The organism is Streptococcus sp. HMSC072D03 (assembly GCF_001812855.1).
Lineage (GTDB): Bacteria > Bacillota > Bacilli > Lactobacillales > Streptococcaceae > Streptococcus > Streptococcus salivarius_D.
Genome location: NZ_KV810691.1, coordinates 72026 through 87642, shown reverse-complemented (window position 1 = coordinate 87642; position 15617 = coordinate 72026). Strand labels below are relative to the sequence as shown.

The 15617-nt window shown below is 40.9% G+C and carries 13 protein-coding genes; 8 read left to right on the top strand and 5 right to left on the bottom strand.

The genetic code is table 11. From position 1 onward, the window contains the following. Positions 1–57: 57 nt before the first annotated feature. On the bottom strand, positions 58–1239 hold the full coding sequence (locus HMPREF2877_RS08550; RefSeq protein ID WP_070579623.1) for an aminoacetone oxidase: 1182 nt from the start codon (positions 1237–1239) through the stop codon (positions 58–60). Positions 1240–1351: 112 nt separating this feature from the next. Between HMPREF2877_RS08550 and ilvD the strand changes: the two genes are divergently transcribed. Continuing rightward, positions 1352–3070 carry a dihydroxy-acid dehydratase gene (gene ilvD / locus HMPREF2877_RS08545; RefSeq protein ID WP_014632703.1) on the top strand — a complete coding sequence of 573 codons (1719 nt, stop codon included), beginning with the start codon at positions 1352–1354 and terminating at the stop codon, positions 3068–3070. 157 nt (positions 3071–3227) lie between these two features. Here the strand turns inward: ilvD and HMPREF2877_RS08540 are convergent, their stop codons facing one another. Then, a complete protein-coding gene (locus HMPREF2877_RS08540) occupies positions 3228–3587 on the bottom strand; it encodes a metal-sulfur cluster assembly factor (protein WP_004183258.1) in 360 nt (119 codons plus the stop codon). A gap of 516 nt (positions 3588–4103) precedes the next feature. On the opposite strand from HMPREF2877_RS08540, the gene HMPREF2877_RS08535 reads away from it, so the two are divergent. The 3 genes from HMPREF2877_RS08535 (at position 4104) to HMPREF2877_RS08525 (ending at position 6182) form a co-directional block, all read left to right on the top strand. Next, entirely contained in the window at positions 4104–4640 is a 537-nt protein-coding gene (locus HMPREF2877_RS08535) for a DUF536 domain-containing protein (RefSeq protein ID WP_002884601.1), read from the top strand. 48 nt (positions 4641–4688) lie between these two features. After that, entirely contained in the window at positions 4689–5279 is a 591-nt protein-coding gene (locus tag HMPREF2877_RS08530) for a 3'-5' exonuclease (protein WP_070579620.1), read from the top strand. Between the two features lie 174 nt (positions 5280–5453). Continuing rightward, positions 5454–6182, top strand: coding sequence for a MerR family transcriptional regulator (locus HMPREF2877_RS08525; RefSeq protein ID WP_013991063.1), 729 nt, complete (start codon positions 5454–5456; stop codon positions 6180–6182). A 51-nt stretch (positions 6183–6233) separates the two neighbouring features. On the opposite strand, the gene HMPREF2877_RS08520 is transcribed toward HMPREF2877_RS08525, so the two are convergent. Together HMPREF2877_RS08520 and HMPREF2877_RS08515 are read right to left on the bottom strand one after the other, a co-directional pair. Next, positions 6234–8876, bottom strand: coding sequence for an FtsX-like permease family protein (locus HMPREF2877_RS08520; RefSeq protein ID WP_070579617.1), 2643 nt, complete (start codon positions 8874–8876; stop codon positions 6234–6236). 14 nt (positions 8877–8890) lie between these two features. Continuing rightward, positions 8891–9592: an ABC transporter ATP-binding protein gene (locus HMPREF2877_RS08515; RefSeq protein ID WP_013991060.1), complete on the bottom strand. Its 702-nt coding sequence runs from the start codon at positions 9590–9592 to the stop codon at positions 8891–8893. Positions 9593–10682: 1090 nt separating this feature from the next. On the opposite strand from HMPREF2877_RS08515, the gene HMPREF2877_RS08510 reads away from it, so the two are divergent. Next, on the top strand, positions 10683–11300 hold the full coding sequence (locus HMPREF2877_RS08510; protein WP_013991059.1) for a hypothetical protein: 618 nt from the start codon (positions 10683–10685) through the stop codon (positions 11298–11300). Between the two features lie 119 nt (positions 11301–11419). Here the strand turns inward: HMPREF2877_RS08510 and HMPREF2877_RS08505 are convergent, their stop codons facing one another. Beyond that, the gene (locus HMPREF2877_RS08505; protein WP_002884818.1) at positions 11420–11719 is read right to left on the bottom strand and encodes a YbaB/EbfC family nucleoid-associated protein; all 300 of its coding nucleotides are present in this window, start codon (positions 11717–11719) and stop codon (positions 11420–11422) included. Positions 11720–12021: 302 nt separating this feature from the next. On the opposite strand from HMPREF2877_RS08505, the gene HMPREF2877_RS08500 reads away from it, so the two are divergent. The 3 genes from HMPREF2877_RS08500 to HMPREF2877_RS08490 all read left to right on the top strand — a co-directional run bounded on the left by HMPREF2877_RS08500 (position 12022) and on the right by HMPREF2877_RS08490 (position 15488). Further along, positions 12022–12531 (top strand): hypothetical protein, encoded by a 510-nt coding sequence (locus tag HMPREF2877_RS08500; RefSeq protein ID WP_061652303.1) that lies wholly within the window; start codon positions 12022–12024, stop codon positions 12529–12531. 163 nt (positions 12532–12694) lie between these two features. After that, positions 12695–15043, top strand: a complete 2349-nt coding sequence (locus HMPREF2877_RS08495) for an HAD-IC family P-type ATPase (protein WP_037605652.1) — start codon at positions 12695–12697, stop codon at positions 15041–15043. Positions 15044–15137: 94 nt separating this feature from the next. Then, positions 15138–15488 carry a PBECR3 domain-containing polyvalent protein gene (locus HMPREF2877_RS08490; RefSeq protein WP_004183234.1) on the top strand — a complete coding sequence of 117 codons (351 nt, stop codon included), beginning with the start codon at positions 15138–15140 and terminating at the stop codon, positions 15486–15488. The last annotated feature ends 129 nt before the right edge of the window (positions 15489–15617 follow it).

Genomic DNA, 15617 nt, shown 5'->3' with positions numbered 1-15617 from the left:
AAAGGTCCCTTCTGTCATAGAAGGGACCTTTTTGTTGTCGTTAATTGAAAAATCTTCCTAGTCCAAAGGGCTCTGGATACCTGCTACCCAACCAGTACAGAGGGCGCTAGTAATGTTAAAGCCACCAGTGTGGGCGTTGATATCAAGGACCTCTCCTGCAAAGTGTAGGTGAGGGACTTTTTTACTTTCTAGGGTCTTGGGATTAATTTCCTTAAGGTCAATGCCACCTTTAGTCACAAAGGATTTGGCAAGTGACATTTTACCTGTGATTGGGATTTCCATGTCCTTAAGCTGACTGATAATATTTTCCAAGTCTTTGGGGTGCAGTTGTTTAACCTTGCTATCAGCCTTATCTTCTGCTAGGAATTCAGCAACACGCTCAGGCACAAGCGCTTTGAGGGTGTTTTTGACAGATTTCTCACGGTTTTCCTCAAAGTAAGTCTTGAGATTTTCTTGGCTTTGGTTGGGAAGAAAGTCCAGATGAGCGATCTCACCACCCTTAACAAAGCTAGAAAGACGTAGGGCGGCTGGTCCAGATAGGCCAAAATGGGTGAAGAGAAGGTCGTGAGTAATCTTGTGTTTGCCATAGGACAGAGTGACATCGTCAAGAGAAATTCCCTGCAAAGCCTTGTGGGGAAAGTCGGTTAGGAGTGGACTTTCCGCAGCTTCAAGATCAGTGACATGGAGTTTAAAATGGCGGGCAATATCATGTCCAAAACCAGTTGAACCAGTCGATGGGTAAGATTTTCCTCCAGTTGTGACGATGAGCTTATCACTGGTAAAAGTCTGGTCTGAAGACTTAACTTGGAATTGCTCATCAACCTTTTTGACAGAGACAACTTCTGTATTGGTAAGGATACTAGCACCCAGTTCCTGAATTTTATTTTCCAGAGCTTGGATGATGGTCCGTGATTTATCTGTCTTAGGGAAGACACGCCCGTGATCCTCAACCTTGAGTTTGACACCATTGTCCTCGAAAAAAGCAATGATATCGTGGTTATCAAATTGTGAAAAGACGCTATAGAGGAAACGTCCATTACCAGGAATGCCTGCTAGAAGATCGTCTAAAGTCCCGTTGTTAGTAACATTACAACGTCCACCGCCAGTACCAGCCAGCTTCTTTCCGAGACGTTTGTTTTTTTCAATTAGGAGGGTTTGTTGGCCATAGAAGGCTGAGGCGATGGTCGCCATCATGCCAGCAGGTCCCCCACCAATAACGATAGTATCAAAATGTTTCATGCCTTTATTTTAGCATAATTTAAAAAGGGAGAATAGTTGGTAAATGGTCAGTTTTTTTAGACAATTTATGTTAGAATAGGAGTAGAAGTCTAAATTAGAATAGTTATTAACTATGGAGGAAAATATCGTGTCTGAAAATAACATGAAACACCGTTCATCTGTCTACGATAGCATGGTTAAATCACCTAACCGTGCCATGCTTCGTGCGACTGGGATGACGGATGATAGTTTTGAAAAGCCTATTGTTGGGGTTATCTCAACTTGGGCTGAGAACACACCATGTAATATCCACTTGCACGGTTTTGGTCAAATTGCCAAAGAAGGTGTTAAAGACGCGGGTGCTTGGCCAGTTCAATTTGGTACGATTACCGTTGCTGATGGTATTGCTATGGGGACACCAGGGATGCGTTTCTCATTGACATCTCGTGATATCATTGCTGACTCAATCGAAGCAGCTATGGGTGGTCACAACGTCGATGCCTTTGTTGCTATCGGTGGATGTGATAAGAACATGCCTGGTTCTATGATTGCCATTGCTAACATGGATATTCCAGCGATTTTTGCCTATGGTGGTACCATTGCACCAGGTAATCTTAACGGTAAGGATATCGACTTGGTTTCTGTTTTCGAAGGTATCGGTAAATGGAACCACGGTGATATGACTGCCGAAGAGGTTAAAGAGCTTGAATGTAATGCCTGCCCTGGCCCTGGTGGTTGTGGTGGTATGTATACTGCCAATACAATGGCGACAGCAATCGAAGTAATGGGGATGAGTCTTCCAGGATCATCATCTCACCCTGCAGAATCAGCTGAGAAAAAAGCAGATATCGAAGAAGCAGGTCGTGCGGTTGTTAAGATGCTTGAACTAGGTCTTAAGCCATCAGACATCTTGACACGTGAAGCCTTTGAAGATGCCATCACTGTCACAATGGCACTTGGTGGTTCAACAAATGCGACACTTCACTTGCTCGCTATTGCTCACGCCGCTAACGTTGATTTGACACTTGAAGATTTCAACGATTTCCAAGAGCGTGTGCCTCACTTGGCTGACTTGAAACCTTCAGGTCAATATGTCTTCCAAGACCTTTACAACGTCGGTGGTGTGCCAGCCGTTATGAAATACCTTCTTAAGAATGGTTTCCTTCACGGTGATCGTATCACATGTACTGGTAAGACCGTTGCAGAAAACTTGGAGGCCTTCGATGATTTGACACCAGGTCAAAAAGTCATCATGCCGCTTGAAAATCCTAAACGTGCTGATGGTCCATTGATTATCTTGAAAGGTAACTTGGCTCCAGAAGGTGCGGTTGCCAAAGTATCAGGGGTTAAAGTTCGTAACATCACTGGTCCTGCTAAAGTATTTGACTCAGAAGAAGATGCCATCGAAGCCGTTCTTTCTGATGAAATCGTTGATGGCGACGTAGTTGTTGTACGTTTTGTAGGTCCTAAGGGTGGTCCTGGTATGCCAGAAATGTTGTCATTATCATCAATGATCGTTGGTAAGGGTCAAGGGGACAAAGTTGCCCTCTTGACAGACGGACGTTTCTCAGGTGGTACTTACGGACTCGTTGTTGGTCACATTGCTCCTGAAGCTCAGGTTGGTGGACCTATTGCTTACCTCCGTACAGGTGATATGGTTACAGTTGACCAAGATACTAAAGAAATTACTATGCACGTTTCAGACGAAGAGTTGGCGAAACGTAAAGCTGAGACTGAGTTGCCACCACTTTATAGCCGTGGTGTCCTCGGTAAGTATGCTCACATCGTTTCTTCAGCATCTCGTGGTGCCGTTACCGACTTCTGGAACATGGATAAATCAGGTAAAGCCTAATTACATGATATAAAATAAAATCACACCGGACATTTGTTCGATGTGATTTTTTGGTGTTAAATCCTGAGACAGTTGATGGCAGCATCATGAAAAAGTGCTCGTCTATCTGCTGTTAGCCTCAAAAAAACCGGTTGGAAATGTCCAATCGGTTTTCCTTTTATTTTCCGCCTCGAGGTGAGATACCAAGAGCAATACGTCCATAACGACTGATACGTGTCATCTTCCAGACAGGTGAATAAGTGGTTTCTACCTTGACAGAGTTAATGCCGTCGATGGCTTTTAGCTTTTCAGCGATTTCATAAGGCATAGTCTCTTCACAGCCGCAACCAGTATCAGTAAAGGTCATAAGGAAGTGGCAGTGGCCATTTTCATCGACGGTGATTTCATAAATCAAACCAAGGTTGTAAATATCTAGCTCAATTTCAGGGTCGAATACAGTGGTCATTTGTTCAACGATTGGCTCTAAGAAGGGCTGGGCCAAATCATTGACCTTAATATCATCACGGAAGTTTTTCATAGGACTCATTCTTTCTATTTTGCTTTTGCTTATTATGGCATAATTTAGGGCTTTTTTCAATCTCGGATGGCAATATGAGGCTTTAGTGAGCGAGTGGATTGACAATAAAAAAACTCCAACAGTCAAACCGTTGAAGATAATGTGATTCATGCTTCAATATCAAGCAGTTTTGCAACCAAGGTTGCTCGAATGCCACCTATAATTGGAGCAAGAATGAAAATCCCAAACCTTGTGGAATTGTTCCCACCATTCCTAGATACAACAGATCTGATAGCGACCAAACCTAATTTGGAAGTACCGATTGTTTAAGTCAAAGACTTTCCTTCTATATACATTTATACCCACACATAGTTTACCAAAAGCTTAGCTTCCTATCAAGTAAATTGTTTGAAGAGTGAAAGGAAAAAGGAACTTAAAAAGAGTCCTTCAGATATCCAGAATAACTAGTCAAATTGACAGAAAGGAGTGATTGTGATATTCTCATAGTAAGACATTTCAAGAGAAAATGAGGCTATTATGAGTATTGAAAAGACAGTCAGCGAGATTGCTGAAATCCTTGGCGTTAGTCGTCAAGCAGTCAATAATCGTGTCAAACAACTTCCAGAAGAAGATCTAGAAAAAAATGCTAAAGGGGTTACTGTCGTTAAACGCAGTGGCTTGATTAAGTTGGAGGAAATCTACAAGAAAACCATCTTTGACGATGAGCCAATCGATGAAGAAACAAAGCAACGTGAGTTGTTAGAGATTCTTGTAGACGAGAAAAACTCTGAGATTGCCCGTCTTTATGCTCAGTTGAAGGCTAAGGATGAGCAGTTGTCTAACATGGATGATCAATTGCGTGTCAAAGACGTTCAAATCGCTGAAAAGGACAAGCAAATCGATCAACAGCAACAATTGACCTTGACTGCTATGAAGGACAAGGAAGAGCTTAAACTGGAACTCGATGAGGCTAAGGTTGAGGTTGACGAAGCCAAGGCCCAAGTGGAAGAAATCCAGACCAAACAAGAAGAAGCTTCTAAAAAAGGTTTCTTTGGACGTCTATTTGGAAAATAAAAAAGAAGCTGGGACTCAGTCTCAGCTTTAACTATTATAGGAGATAAAATGGAAAATTTAGAAACTTATATTGCCTTTGATTTGGAGTTCAACACAGTGGATGGTGTTAGCCATATTATCCAAGTATCTGCCATTAAGATGGATCAGCATGAGGAAGTGGATCAGTTTGACTCTTTTGTCTATTCGGACGTTCCTTTACAGTCCTTTATCAATGGTTTGACGGGAATTACAGCGGATAAGATTGCCAAGGCACCAAAGCTAGAGTCCGTTCTGGCGGATTTTAAATCATTTGTTGGCGACACTCCACTTATCGGCTACAATGCCCTTAAGTCGGACTTGCCTATTTTGTTGGAAAATGGTTTAGACTTGGAAGAGCAATATGCTTTAGATGTTTTTGATGAGGCCTTTGACCGTCGTGCTTCGGATTTGAATGGTATTGTCAATCTCAAGCTAACCAGTGTGGCAGATTTCTTCGGAATCAAGGGACACGGGCATAACAGCTTGGAGGATGCTCGGATGACCGCTCAGATTTACGAGAAGTTTCTCGAATTAGATGAGAATGCCAAACTTTTGGAGCAACAGGAAGAAGTCAGTAACAATCCTTTTGCAGCCTTAGGTTTGGGCGGTCTTTTCGACTAAAGCTTTACAAGAACTGTAAAGGCTGTAAAGAGTGATAGCTAACTTTTTCTGTAAGAAAAGAAAATCCTCTAGGGTGATAGCTTGCATATTACCTTACGTTATAAGGTGGAATCTAGGTATCAAAGGTGGTGAAAGACCTCCTTTGATAGAAAATCTTAAAAGGAGGTGACTGAGATGTCGCAGTTTTCAACAGGAGAGTTGGCTAAAGCAGCAGAAGTGTCTGTTAGGACTGTCCAGTACTATGATCAACGAGGGATCTTGACGCCATCTGAAGTCACAGAGGGTGGTCGGAGAATCTATCACGAATCAGACTTGGAACGACTGCAAGTCATTTGTTTCTTAAGAGATTTGGATTTCTCAATCAAACAAATCCAAAAACTCTTGCAAGAGGAGAATAGGGAACAGGTTTTAGAGCTGTTGTTGACAGACCAAATCGAGAGTTTGGAAAAGTCTTCAGAGGAAATAGAGGTCAAACTAAAACGTGCCCGTCACTTGCAAAAAGCAACTGCTAAACGACATCAACTTTCGCTGGAAGATTTGTCAGACATTTCACGTCTTATGGAAAATCAAAAATCATGGCGTCATTTGCAGTTGAGAATATATGGGAGTGTCATTCTAATCTCCCTTCTTTATCTGATGAGCCTACTGGTTGTCATTTATTATTTTAAGGATTCCAGAGGTATCTTTATTGTCGGTCCTGCTTATTTTTTAGTAATGAATTTAGTGGTGTTTCACTATAGAAAGCAGGTTGAATACCTCTGTCCTAATTGTCATAGGACCTTTGATCCAAGTTTTAAAGAATTTGCCATTGGAGGACATACACCAAGGACTCGTAAGCTGACTTGTCCTCATTGTCATGTGAAAACCTACTGTCTAGAGTTGGCTAAGACTAAAACAAAATAAGTTATCGAACATAAAAAAACGCTTGAGAATTACTTCTCAGGCGTTTTTAGCTTATTCAACTGAGCTTAGGGCTTCAAGCATATTAAGTTTGGCAAGACGTTTGTTGACGACGAAGCCAAGGATAATAAGGATTATGCCGATAAGAACAGCTGGTAAAAGGTAGGTAGCCAGTCCGATAGATGGATCAAACATGATACGATCTGGCGGAATGATGCTTACCATATATTGGTGGAGTGCCTGTCCAAGACCGAACCCTACGAAGATACCGATGATTGAAAGGTAAATGGTTTCACGATAGATGTAGAGGGATACTTCGTTATTGTAGAAACCAAGAACCTTAACGGTTGAAAGTTCGTGGATACGTTCTGAAACGTTGATGTTAGTGAGGTTATAGAGAACAACCACAGCAAGGAGAATGGAAACCGTAATCAAGATACCAATAACCTGTGTCAATGAATTGACCATAGTGCTGATTTGCAGTTTAAGGTTGTTGTTTTGAACAACACCGTAAACATTAGGTAAGTTGATGAATTTGGCTGCCATATTTTCAACATTTTGCTTAGTTGGTTCAGCAAGAGTAACAAGGTTGGCATTATTCACTGAAGGTGTCCCAAAAGCTTTTTGGTAGTAGCTAGCATTCATAAAGAGGAAATGCCCCATGTACATTTCAGTGATACCAGCTATCTTAATCTTGGCAGACTCATCCTGACTGTTTTGCACAGTAATGGTATCTCCAACCTTGAGGTTTAGGAGTTTTGCCATTTTTTCAGAGATAATAGCTCCGTCATTAGATAGCTTGAGAGTCTTATTACGGTCTCGGTCATGCAAGCTAACGTAACTATCAACGAGTTTATCGTCACGGTCATTAAAGACAAGGGTTGAGATTTCCTGAGTGTCCTTGTTGCTACCGGCAATTTTTTGCAAGGTTTCAAAATGGACATTCAAGTATTCTTTAACGTCTTTGCTATCGAGGAGTTTAGTGAGTTCCTCATCCAAAGCACTTGACGTATTTGGTTGCTTGGCAACAATCATATCATAGTGAATGATGTCTTCAAACTGTTGCTGGTTAAGGTTAGATACAGAAGATCGAATGCCTAAACCTGCGAAGAGCAGTGCAATAGAACCTGCGACACCAAAGAGGGTCATAAACATCCGTTGCTTATAGCGGAAAATATTACGCATGGTAACTTTTTCCGTAAAGCTGAGACGTTTCCAAAGAGGTGTGATGCGTTCTAGGACAATCTTAGCTCCTGCACGAGGTGGTTTTGGAAGAAGGAGTTGGGAAGGTTTTTCCCAGAGCTCTTTCTTGGCAACCGCAAAGGCAGGTAGCACAGCAGATAAGAGACCTAAAAGGAAGGCCACAAGAGTAAGTCCTAGGTAGAAGTGCAACTCGAAAGCAGGAAGTTGCAAATCGCTCTTATAAGTATTGTGGATTAGAATCGGAAGTAGTGTATGACCGGTAATAACACCTGCGGTTGTACCAGTAATACTCGTTATCAAACCATAAATGACGAATTTATGGATAATTCTCGGACTACTGTAGCCCAGGGCGTTGAAAATACCAGCCTTACCACGTTCTTCTTCAACAAAGCGTCCCATAGTTACAAAGGTAACCAAAGCTGCCATAAAGTAGAGAGCGACAGGGAAGATGTTACTCACATCGTGAATGATGTTAATATTACTTTCATAAGCAACATATCCCTCAGAACCCGGAATCTCACGACGAGAGTAGAATTGATAGCTAGGCGCTGGTAAATTATCAACCATTGCTTGACTTTCTTCGAGTTCTTTTTGCTTGGCTTCAATTTTGGTAGTAGCTTCTTTGACGCTAGCGGCTTCGGCTGGGTTGCTTGTAGCCATTTGCTGGGTCTGTGCGAGTGCTGTTTCAAGTTCTTGTTTAGCTTGAGTAATTTGAGCTTGAGACTGTGACTTGATTTCAGCGAGGCGTTTCTCAGGTTCGTCTTTAAAGAGTTCCTTGAGTTCAGCCTTTCGTTCAGAAATCTTATTTGCGTATTTCTCACTAAAAGGACTAACATTTTCCAAATCCTTGTAGCGGATGCGGGCAATCATGTAATCATTAGAGGTGAAGTCCGTCTCTGGAACAATGGCGTAGCCATCCAGTTTCCCCGTACCAGCACTGGCATTACCAAGGCGGTTCCTAGAGAGAAGTTCAGAGGAATTAACAAAACCAGTAATGGTATATGTTTGTTCCTTTAATTGTTTTTGCCCTGAGCTATCTACTGGCTCAGAAAAGTTAATCTTATCTCCGACGCTATATTCTTCTTTATAAGTTGAGGAAAGAGCGATTTCCCCGTCCTTAGTAGGAAGTTTCCCCTCAATAAGGTCGTAAGTAGAGATTTTATTAGGTTTAGAGAAAATACGAAATGCCGTATTCGTCCCCTTGATAACAGCATCTTTGAAATAACCATACTCGATGTCTACATTCTTTTTCTTAATCGAATTGAGAAGGTCCTGATCGGTTTGGTTGATACTGTAAGTACTGATTAAGCTCAAGTCAGCGGTTTGATGCGTCTTGAAGAAGTGTTCCCCAGTTTTTTTCATATTAGGAGAAGTTACTTTAAGACCAATCAAGGCAAAGGATCCCAGTGCCATAAGCAAGGCAATAGAGAGCATACGCCCTTTAGAAGCTACAAAGGTTCGCCAAACATCTTTCCAATAAGTTGTTTTTTTCATGACGGTGCTCCTTTCTAGTATTCCAAGTCCTCGATTTTTTGTGGATTAGGATTAAGTTCCACACTCTTAATCTTGGCATCGTGCATTCGAATGACACGATCGGCAATTGGAGCTAGAGAAGCATTATGGGTCACGATAATAACAGTTGTTTCCTGTTTGCGAGCCATTTCTTGAAGGAGGGTCAGGATTTGTTTCCCTGTTTGATAATCCAGAGCCCCTGTTGGTTCATCACAAAGAAGGATCTTTGGATTTTTGGCAACGGCGCGTGCAATGGCAACACGCTGTTGCTCTCCACCAGATAGTTGTGATGGGAAGTTGTCTAAGCGGTCTCCCAAACCGACTTCGACGAGTGTTTGAGTAGCATCTTTAGCGCTTGGAACGATTTCGGATGCTAGTTCGACGTTTTCCCTGGCCGTAAGGTTTGAAACTAAGTTGTAAAATTGGAACACAAAGCCAACGTCCTCACGACGATAGGTTGTCAGTTCTTTAGCTGTGTATTCAGAGATGTCCTTACCATCAATAATGACGCGGCCTTCGTCATTGGTGTCCATACCACCCAAGATGTTAAGAACGGTTGATTTCCCTGCACCAGAGGCACCGAGAATGACGACAAGCTCCCCTTTTTCAATATCAAAGCTTACGTCGTTGTTTGCGATAATTTCCAGATCACCGGTTTTATAGCGTTTATAGCTATGCTTCATTTGAATATAAGCCATGAATTTCCCTTTCATATGAAAATAATGATGCTGATAATTACCTATCTTTCCGTACTCTATTGTAACGGATTTTCCTTGGAATATCTAGGTTTTGAAGCAAAAAAAGGTTCAAAAGACGATAAGATTTTCTTACATGTGACAGAAATTTGAGTGAAGCGTTTACACATGAGAAAAACCTATTCTAGATGAGCTTTGAGTGAGGTGAAAATTTGGTGGAATAGTTATAAAGTTAGGTTATTTTTAGTCTTTTACTGAGTGGATTTCCCATTTTTCCAAATTTCCATCATTGTCGGAGGCTTTAGGTCGGTAAATGTTTCACCATAGGGGTGTCAGAGGGAATCTACTTTTGCGTCAGAGTTGATGATGGATAAAGAGTTTTTTCATAGTTTCGAGCATGGATATATCCAGAATACCGCCATTTTTTTGCATTTGGAAGATACATTTTCTATATGGGTTAATTTATTCATGGGGAAATAGCGGCCTTTTCGTAATCATTTTTTGTGTGTTAGTTATTTTTAAAGAAGTTGTAAATACTTTAAAATTAGATATCTAAATGAGAGGTGCGCATTTTTAGAATGAGTTGTTTATTGGGATGCGTTTTATAAATACTTTTGTTGTAGCTTTCTTTGGTCTAATTGAGGGGTTTTAGTTTCTAATAGTATTTTAGGATGTTGAAAACTCCACTTCCTGAATCAAGAATTCTTTTTATAGTTGCATTTAAAGTGTTTGGACAGAATTTTGCTATCCGATAAATTTTTGGAGGAGGTAAGTCAGCAAAAGTGGTTTCTGAAGAATCTGTCTAAAAAACAAGTATTATTTCCCTAAGTACCATTTAAAGAAATTACCATTTGCATAGCGTAAAAAAGCTAATCAGATAATAGATTGTCATCAATTTTAAGACATGAAGTTGTCATTTATTTAAAATGCTTAAAAATTAAAGAAATGCTTGAAATCAAGGTTTTTGCATGCTAAGATTGTTATCTGGGTGAAGGGTTGGTCAAACAGCTCAACCAACCTTTTACCACCTACAGCAGCAAATTGGACTCGTTGTTAGCCAGTTAGAGCTAACCAAACAAATAGTGAGGGATTTATGATTAAAAACAAAGATAATGGTTTTATCGGCAAAGCAGTAATCAGCTTGATTGCTACTTTGGGGACTCTAGCTCTATTCATGGGTACTAGTGGGGTCTCAGCTGACGTCAAAGAAGCTCCAAAACTCGATTTAGATGCCAATCAGACTAAGGTTCAAACCGTTAGTGATGAGGAAATGAAGACTCATGATGGGCAAGCTCAAGATACGAAGAAGCAAGAAACACCTGGGCAAAAACAGCCAGAAACTGAAGGAGCTAAGACTTCAGATGAGGAAACACCTGATTACATCGTTATCACTGAAGTAGTGGATTCGTCAGAGCATAAGCAGAACTCTAATCAAGTGGTTGATGGCGTCGCTCAAACGCTTGACCCAGACTTGTTGAATGAGATTTTAGCTCAAACTAGCGAAGTTGGAGAATACCAGATTTATGTCAAGAATGCTGATGAGCTATTAATTTCAGGACCGGTACCTATCCAAACAGCGAATGAAGATGTGAATTACCCTAATTTAGAAAGTTCATTAAATTCAGCGAGCATCTACTTAGGTCAAAAGAATCGCTATGAATTGGCCAACGAAGAAGACGCACAGTCAGGTCTTGCTTTAGTTGAAGAATAAAATTTTTATATGACTATCACAAAAAGACTTGGATTTCTTGTCCAAGTCTTTTGTATGTTATGACTGAGTTACTAAATGAGTGTATAGAAAAAAGGAACCGCGAGATTCCTTTTTATTTTTTAGAATGGCAATTTACCGGCAAAGGCACCCATTGATTTTTTAGTCGCTTCGTCAATTTGTCCAAGAGCATCGTTAAGTGCTTGAACAGTCATATCTTGAAGTGTTTCCACATCATCAGGATCCACGACAGCATCAGCGAAAGTGATGTTAACCACTTTTTTATCACCAGTTAATTCAGCAACAACCAAGTCTTGTGCTGATTTTCCAGTGAAGGTTGTAGCAGCCAATTCAGCTTGGCTTTTTTCCATTTGTTTCTGAAGCTTTTGAGCTTGCTTCATCATGTTTTGCATGTTCATCATAATAGTTTCTAGATTCCTTTCATACCAAGGGTTTAGCCCCTGTTTCTTAAATTTTACTGCCCACTTCTGACCAGAAATAAGTAGTATAAAAATCTTAACTATTATACCATGTTTAGCTTGATTGACAAAGTGGGGAGAGGCGTTGGAGAAATTTATAAAGACCTGATTTTTTCTTATTCATAACAAATGTTAGAGCAATTACAAATCATTAAATTGTAAGACTTATGATAAATACGGTACAATGGTTTATTGTTAATCCAGTCAAAATTCGATTGGAGATAAGAAAGAAAGAGAAGATAAGGATGCAAAAAAGAAATATTTTGGTGATTTTTGTAGGACTAATTATAGGGCTGTATACAGTCTTAGGAATGAGCCTATTTACTTTTTTTAATTTAAAATACCACTCTGTTTATTATGCTCAGCACATCCCTCATAAGGAGGGGACAGAACCGGACATCATTATGCTGATGGAGAATAATGACTGGATTTATACACCGGAAATAGATGGTATTAGCTATGATGATGATGGGTCGTACGCAATAACTAGAGAAAAAGGAACCAAAACGTCCATATTAGATTTTTCAGGTGATACTCTATTTTTTATTTCGGCATCAGGTAATGGCTATCTTTTTAATCGAAATTTTTCTAACCAATATGCTTTAGATGAACATTATCATACTATTAAATATAAGCAACGAACCGTCCAAAAAGAAATTAGAGAGACCGTCCAACCAGTGATTGATGCTCAACCAAAACCATTAATTAATCTTCAGTGGTTGTTTAATTTAATTTATCAAAGTAGGTTTAATTAGAGAATAAGATAGCATAGAAGTGTTTTGTAGGGACTCTTGCCTTTGCTATTTGAAAGTAGTTTAGGTTGAGTGAAATAGTCGGGAGAGTGGTTCGATATAATAGGTCCATTTCTTGGCTTTCCATGACGGCTAACCTTTGAAAACACCTCATTTTTATGCTACTATGAAAGTTATGGAAAAACAGTTACAAGGCTTGACGCAGATGGAGGTCAAGCGGCGGATAGATGCCGGTAAAACAAATCATTTTAAAGCAAAAACTGGCTCCAGCAACTGGGAGATTTTTAGGCGTAATGTCTTTAACTCCTTTAATATGCTCAATTTTGCTATTTTTGTGGCCTTGATTGCTGTTCAGGCTTGGTCGAATCTTTTTTTCTTCGGAATCATTGTGCTTAATGCCTTTACGGGGATGATGACAGAGTTGCGTGCCCGTCGCATGATTGATAAGCTCAATCTCATGAATAAGGATCAAATCCGTGTGGTGCGTGATGGTGAGGTAACTTGTATTGATCCTCAGGATATTGTCTTGGATGATATCATGCTCTTGTCTGCGGGTGAGCAGGTGCCTAGTGATGCCGTGGTTGTTGATGGGATGGCTGAGCTTAACGAGGCTATGCTGACAGGTGAGAGTGACCTTATTCTCAAGAAGGATGGGAAGGAGTTGCTCTCAGGTTCTTACCTTGTGAGTGGTCAGGTTTATGCTAAGGTTATTAACGTAGCCGAGGATAATTATGCCAATAAGCTCATGCTTGAGGCCAAGACGCATAAGCCAATCGTGTCACGTATCCTCTATAATATGGATAAGATTGCCAAGTTTACGGGCAAGATTGTGATACCGTTTGGGCTTGCGCTCTTTTTTGAGGCTTACTTGATTAAACAGCTCTCTCTTCAAGAGTCGGTAGTTACCAGTTCGACAGCCCTTCTGGGAATGTTGCCTAAGGGAATTGCCCTTTTGACAATTACCTCTCTTTTGACGGCCGTTATTAAGCTTGGAATGAAACATATCCTGGTGCAGGAGATGTACTCTGTCGAAACCTTGGCGCGTGTCGATGTGCTTTGTTTAGATAAAACAGGAACAATTACGCAAGGAAAGATGACCGTTAAGGGTTTGAAACTACTGTCGGAGCGTTTCACTAAAGAGGATTTGGAGCGCTTGCTTGCGGCCTATATGCAGCATAGCAAGGATAACAATGCAACGGCTCAGGCGATTCGAAATGCCTATGAACGTCTGGAGCATCACTATCAGGTAGGGGATGTTATCCCATTTTCAAGTGATCGTAAATGGGGTGCTATGAGCATTGACGGGGTCGGAACTCTCTTTTTGGGAGCACCTGAGATGCTTCTTAAGGAAAACCCAAAAGCAGTCGATCAGGCGCAGGCTCGTGGTTCTCGTGTTTTGATTTTGGCATGGAGTCAGTCAGCGGTTGATACAGAGACTATGAGTTTGCCGAATGATGTTGAAGGCTTGACCTTGCTCGAAATTGCCGATCCTATTCGTGAGGATGCTGCAGAAACTTTGGAATACCTACGTTCAGAAGATGTGACGCTTAAGATTATTTCTGGTGACAATCCTGTGACGGTTTCTCATATTGCCCACCAGGCTGGTTTTGCGGATTATCAAAGTTATATTGACTGTTCTAAGGTCAGTGATGAGGAGTTGGAGGCTTTGGCTGAAGATACTGCAATCTTTGGTCGCGTATCTCCACATCAGAAGAAGTTGTTAATCCAAACCCTTAATGCCAATGGGCATACCACAGCTATGACTGGTGACGGTGTCAACGATATCTTGGCACTACGTGAGGCGGACTGTTCGATTGTTATGGCTGAAGGGGATCCCGCTACACGTCAGATTGCCAACTTGGTGCTTATGGATTCAGAGTTTAAGGATATTCCTGAAATTCTATTTGAGGGACGTCGTGTGGTTAATAATATTGCCCACATTGCACCTATTTTCCTCATCAAAACGGTCTATTCCTTCCTTTTGGGGCTTATCTGTATTGCCAGTATTGTTTTTGGAAAGGCAGAGTACCTCTTGGTCTTCCCATTCATTCAGGTTCAGATGACATTAGCGGGGCAATTTATCGAGGGTCTTCCACCATTTATTTTGACCTTCGAACGTAATATACGACCTGTTGAGAAACATTTCCTCAGACGTTCGCTTCAGTTGTCTATTCCTAATGCCTTGATGCTGGTTATCAGTGTTCTTATTTTCCATCTATCTCAGGTCTATCTTGGTATGAGCAATACGGACATGCTGACGCTGTCTTACTATATGATGGGATCAACGGGTGTTCTTGCCGTTATTCGTGCTTGTATCCCTTTGAATAAGGGACGTGTGGCCTTGATTATTTACTCAGTCTTTGGTTTCTTAATCAGCTCTTACTATCTTCGAGATGTGATTGAAATTTCGACACTTAATAGCTACACCTTGCCAATCTATCTGGTAGCAATGGCTATCTGTACACCGCTTTTCTTCTGGATTAGCTACAAACAAGGTGCTTTCCAAAAAACATAAGTCAAAACTCGAGCTTGGTAACAGGCTTGAGTTTTTTTGATACCTCAACAATAGGAAAGACCTTGATGTGTATGAGATGTGGTACAATAGAGACATGAAAACAGTAGGGCACTTGACGCCAAAAGTCATTAAAGCTTTTGATTTGAACTACAAGCCTGGTGAAGAAATCACGCTGTCTGCACAACGTAAGAAGCATATGGAAAAACATCGCCAGGAATTCAGTGATTTTGATGCCACCTATGAGCGTATTCCAGAGATTATTGCTCATCCGGACTATATCGGTCGCCATCCTAATGGTCAGTCCTTGGAATATATCAAACGTATTGATGGTAATGTTCTGGTAGCGGTCAGATTATGTGATAAACTTAATGTCCGTACCATGTTTGTGATTAAAGATTCTAAGCTGAAAAATTATCTAAATGCTGGTAGAGCTAAGAAAATGTGATATAATATAAGTAAGAAATAACAACGAGGGCGGAAGAGGCAGCCGCCGCACCTTCGGGTCTGAAAGAGATGCAGGACTGTCACCCTGCCGTTGTTTATCAAACCGAGAAGTCCCTTTGGGGGCTTTTTT

Coding starts and splice junctions, on each gene's coding strand:
- HMPREF2877_RS08510 (WP_013991059.1), top strand. CDS start 10,683: ATGATTAAAAACAAAGATAATGGTTTTATCGGCAAAGCAGTAATCAGC.
- ilvD (WP_014632703.1), top strand. CDS start 1,352: ATGGAGGAAAATATCGTGTCTGAAAATAACATGAAACACCGTTCATCT.
- HMPREF2877_RS08515 (WP_013991060.1), bottom strand. CDS start 9,592: ATGGCTTATATTCAAATGAAGCATAGCTATAAACGCTATAAAACCGGT.
- HMPREF2877_RS08540 (WP_004183258.1), bottom strand. CDS start 3,587: ATGAAAAACTTCCGTGATGATATTAAGGTCAATGATTTGGCCCAGCCC.
- HMPREF2877_RS08495 (WP_037605652.1), top strand. CDS start 12,695: ATGAAAGTTATGGAAAAACAGTTACAAGGCTTGACGCAGATGGAGGTC.
- HMPREF2877_RS08530 (WP_070579620.1), top strand. CDS start 4,689: ATGGAAAATTTAGAAACTTATATTGCCTTTGATTTGGAGTTCAACACA.
- HMPREF2877_RS08550 (WP_070579623.1), bottom strand. CDS start 1,239: ATGAAACATTTTGATACTATCGTTATTGGTGGGGGACCTGCTGGCATG.
- HMPREF2877_RS08525 (WP_013991063.1), top strand. CDS start 5,454: ATGTCGCAGTTTTCAACAGGAGAGTTGGCTAAAGCAGCAGAAGTGTCT.
- HMPREF2877_RS08505 (WP_002884818.1), bottom strand. CDS start 11,719: ATGATGAACATGCAAAACATGATGAAGCAAGCTCAAAAGCTTCAGAAA.
- HMPREF2877_RS08520 (WP_070579617.1), bottom strand. CDS start 8,876: ATGAAAAAAACAACTTATTGGAAAGATGTTTGGCGAACCTTTGTAGCT.
- HMPREF2877_RS08500 (WP_061652303.1), top strand. CDS start 12,022: ATGCAAAAAAGAAATATTTTGGTGATTTTTGTAGGACTAATTATAGGG.
- HMPREF2877_RS08490 (WP_004183234.1), top strand. CDS start 15,138: ATGAAAACAGTAGGGCACTTGACGCCAAAAGTCATTAAAGCTTTTGAT.
- HMPREF2877_RS08535 (WP_002884601.1), top strand. CDS start 4,104: ATGAGTATTGAAAAGACAGTCAGCGAGATTGCTGAAATCCTTGGCGTT.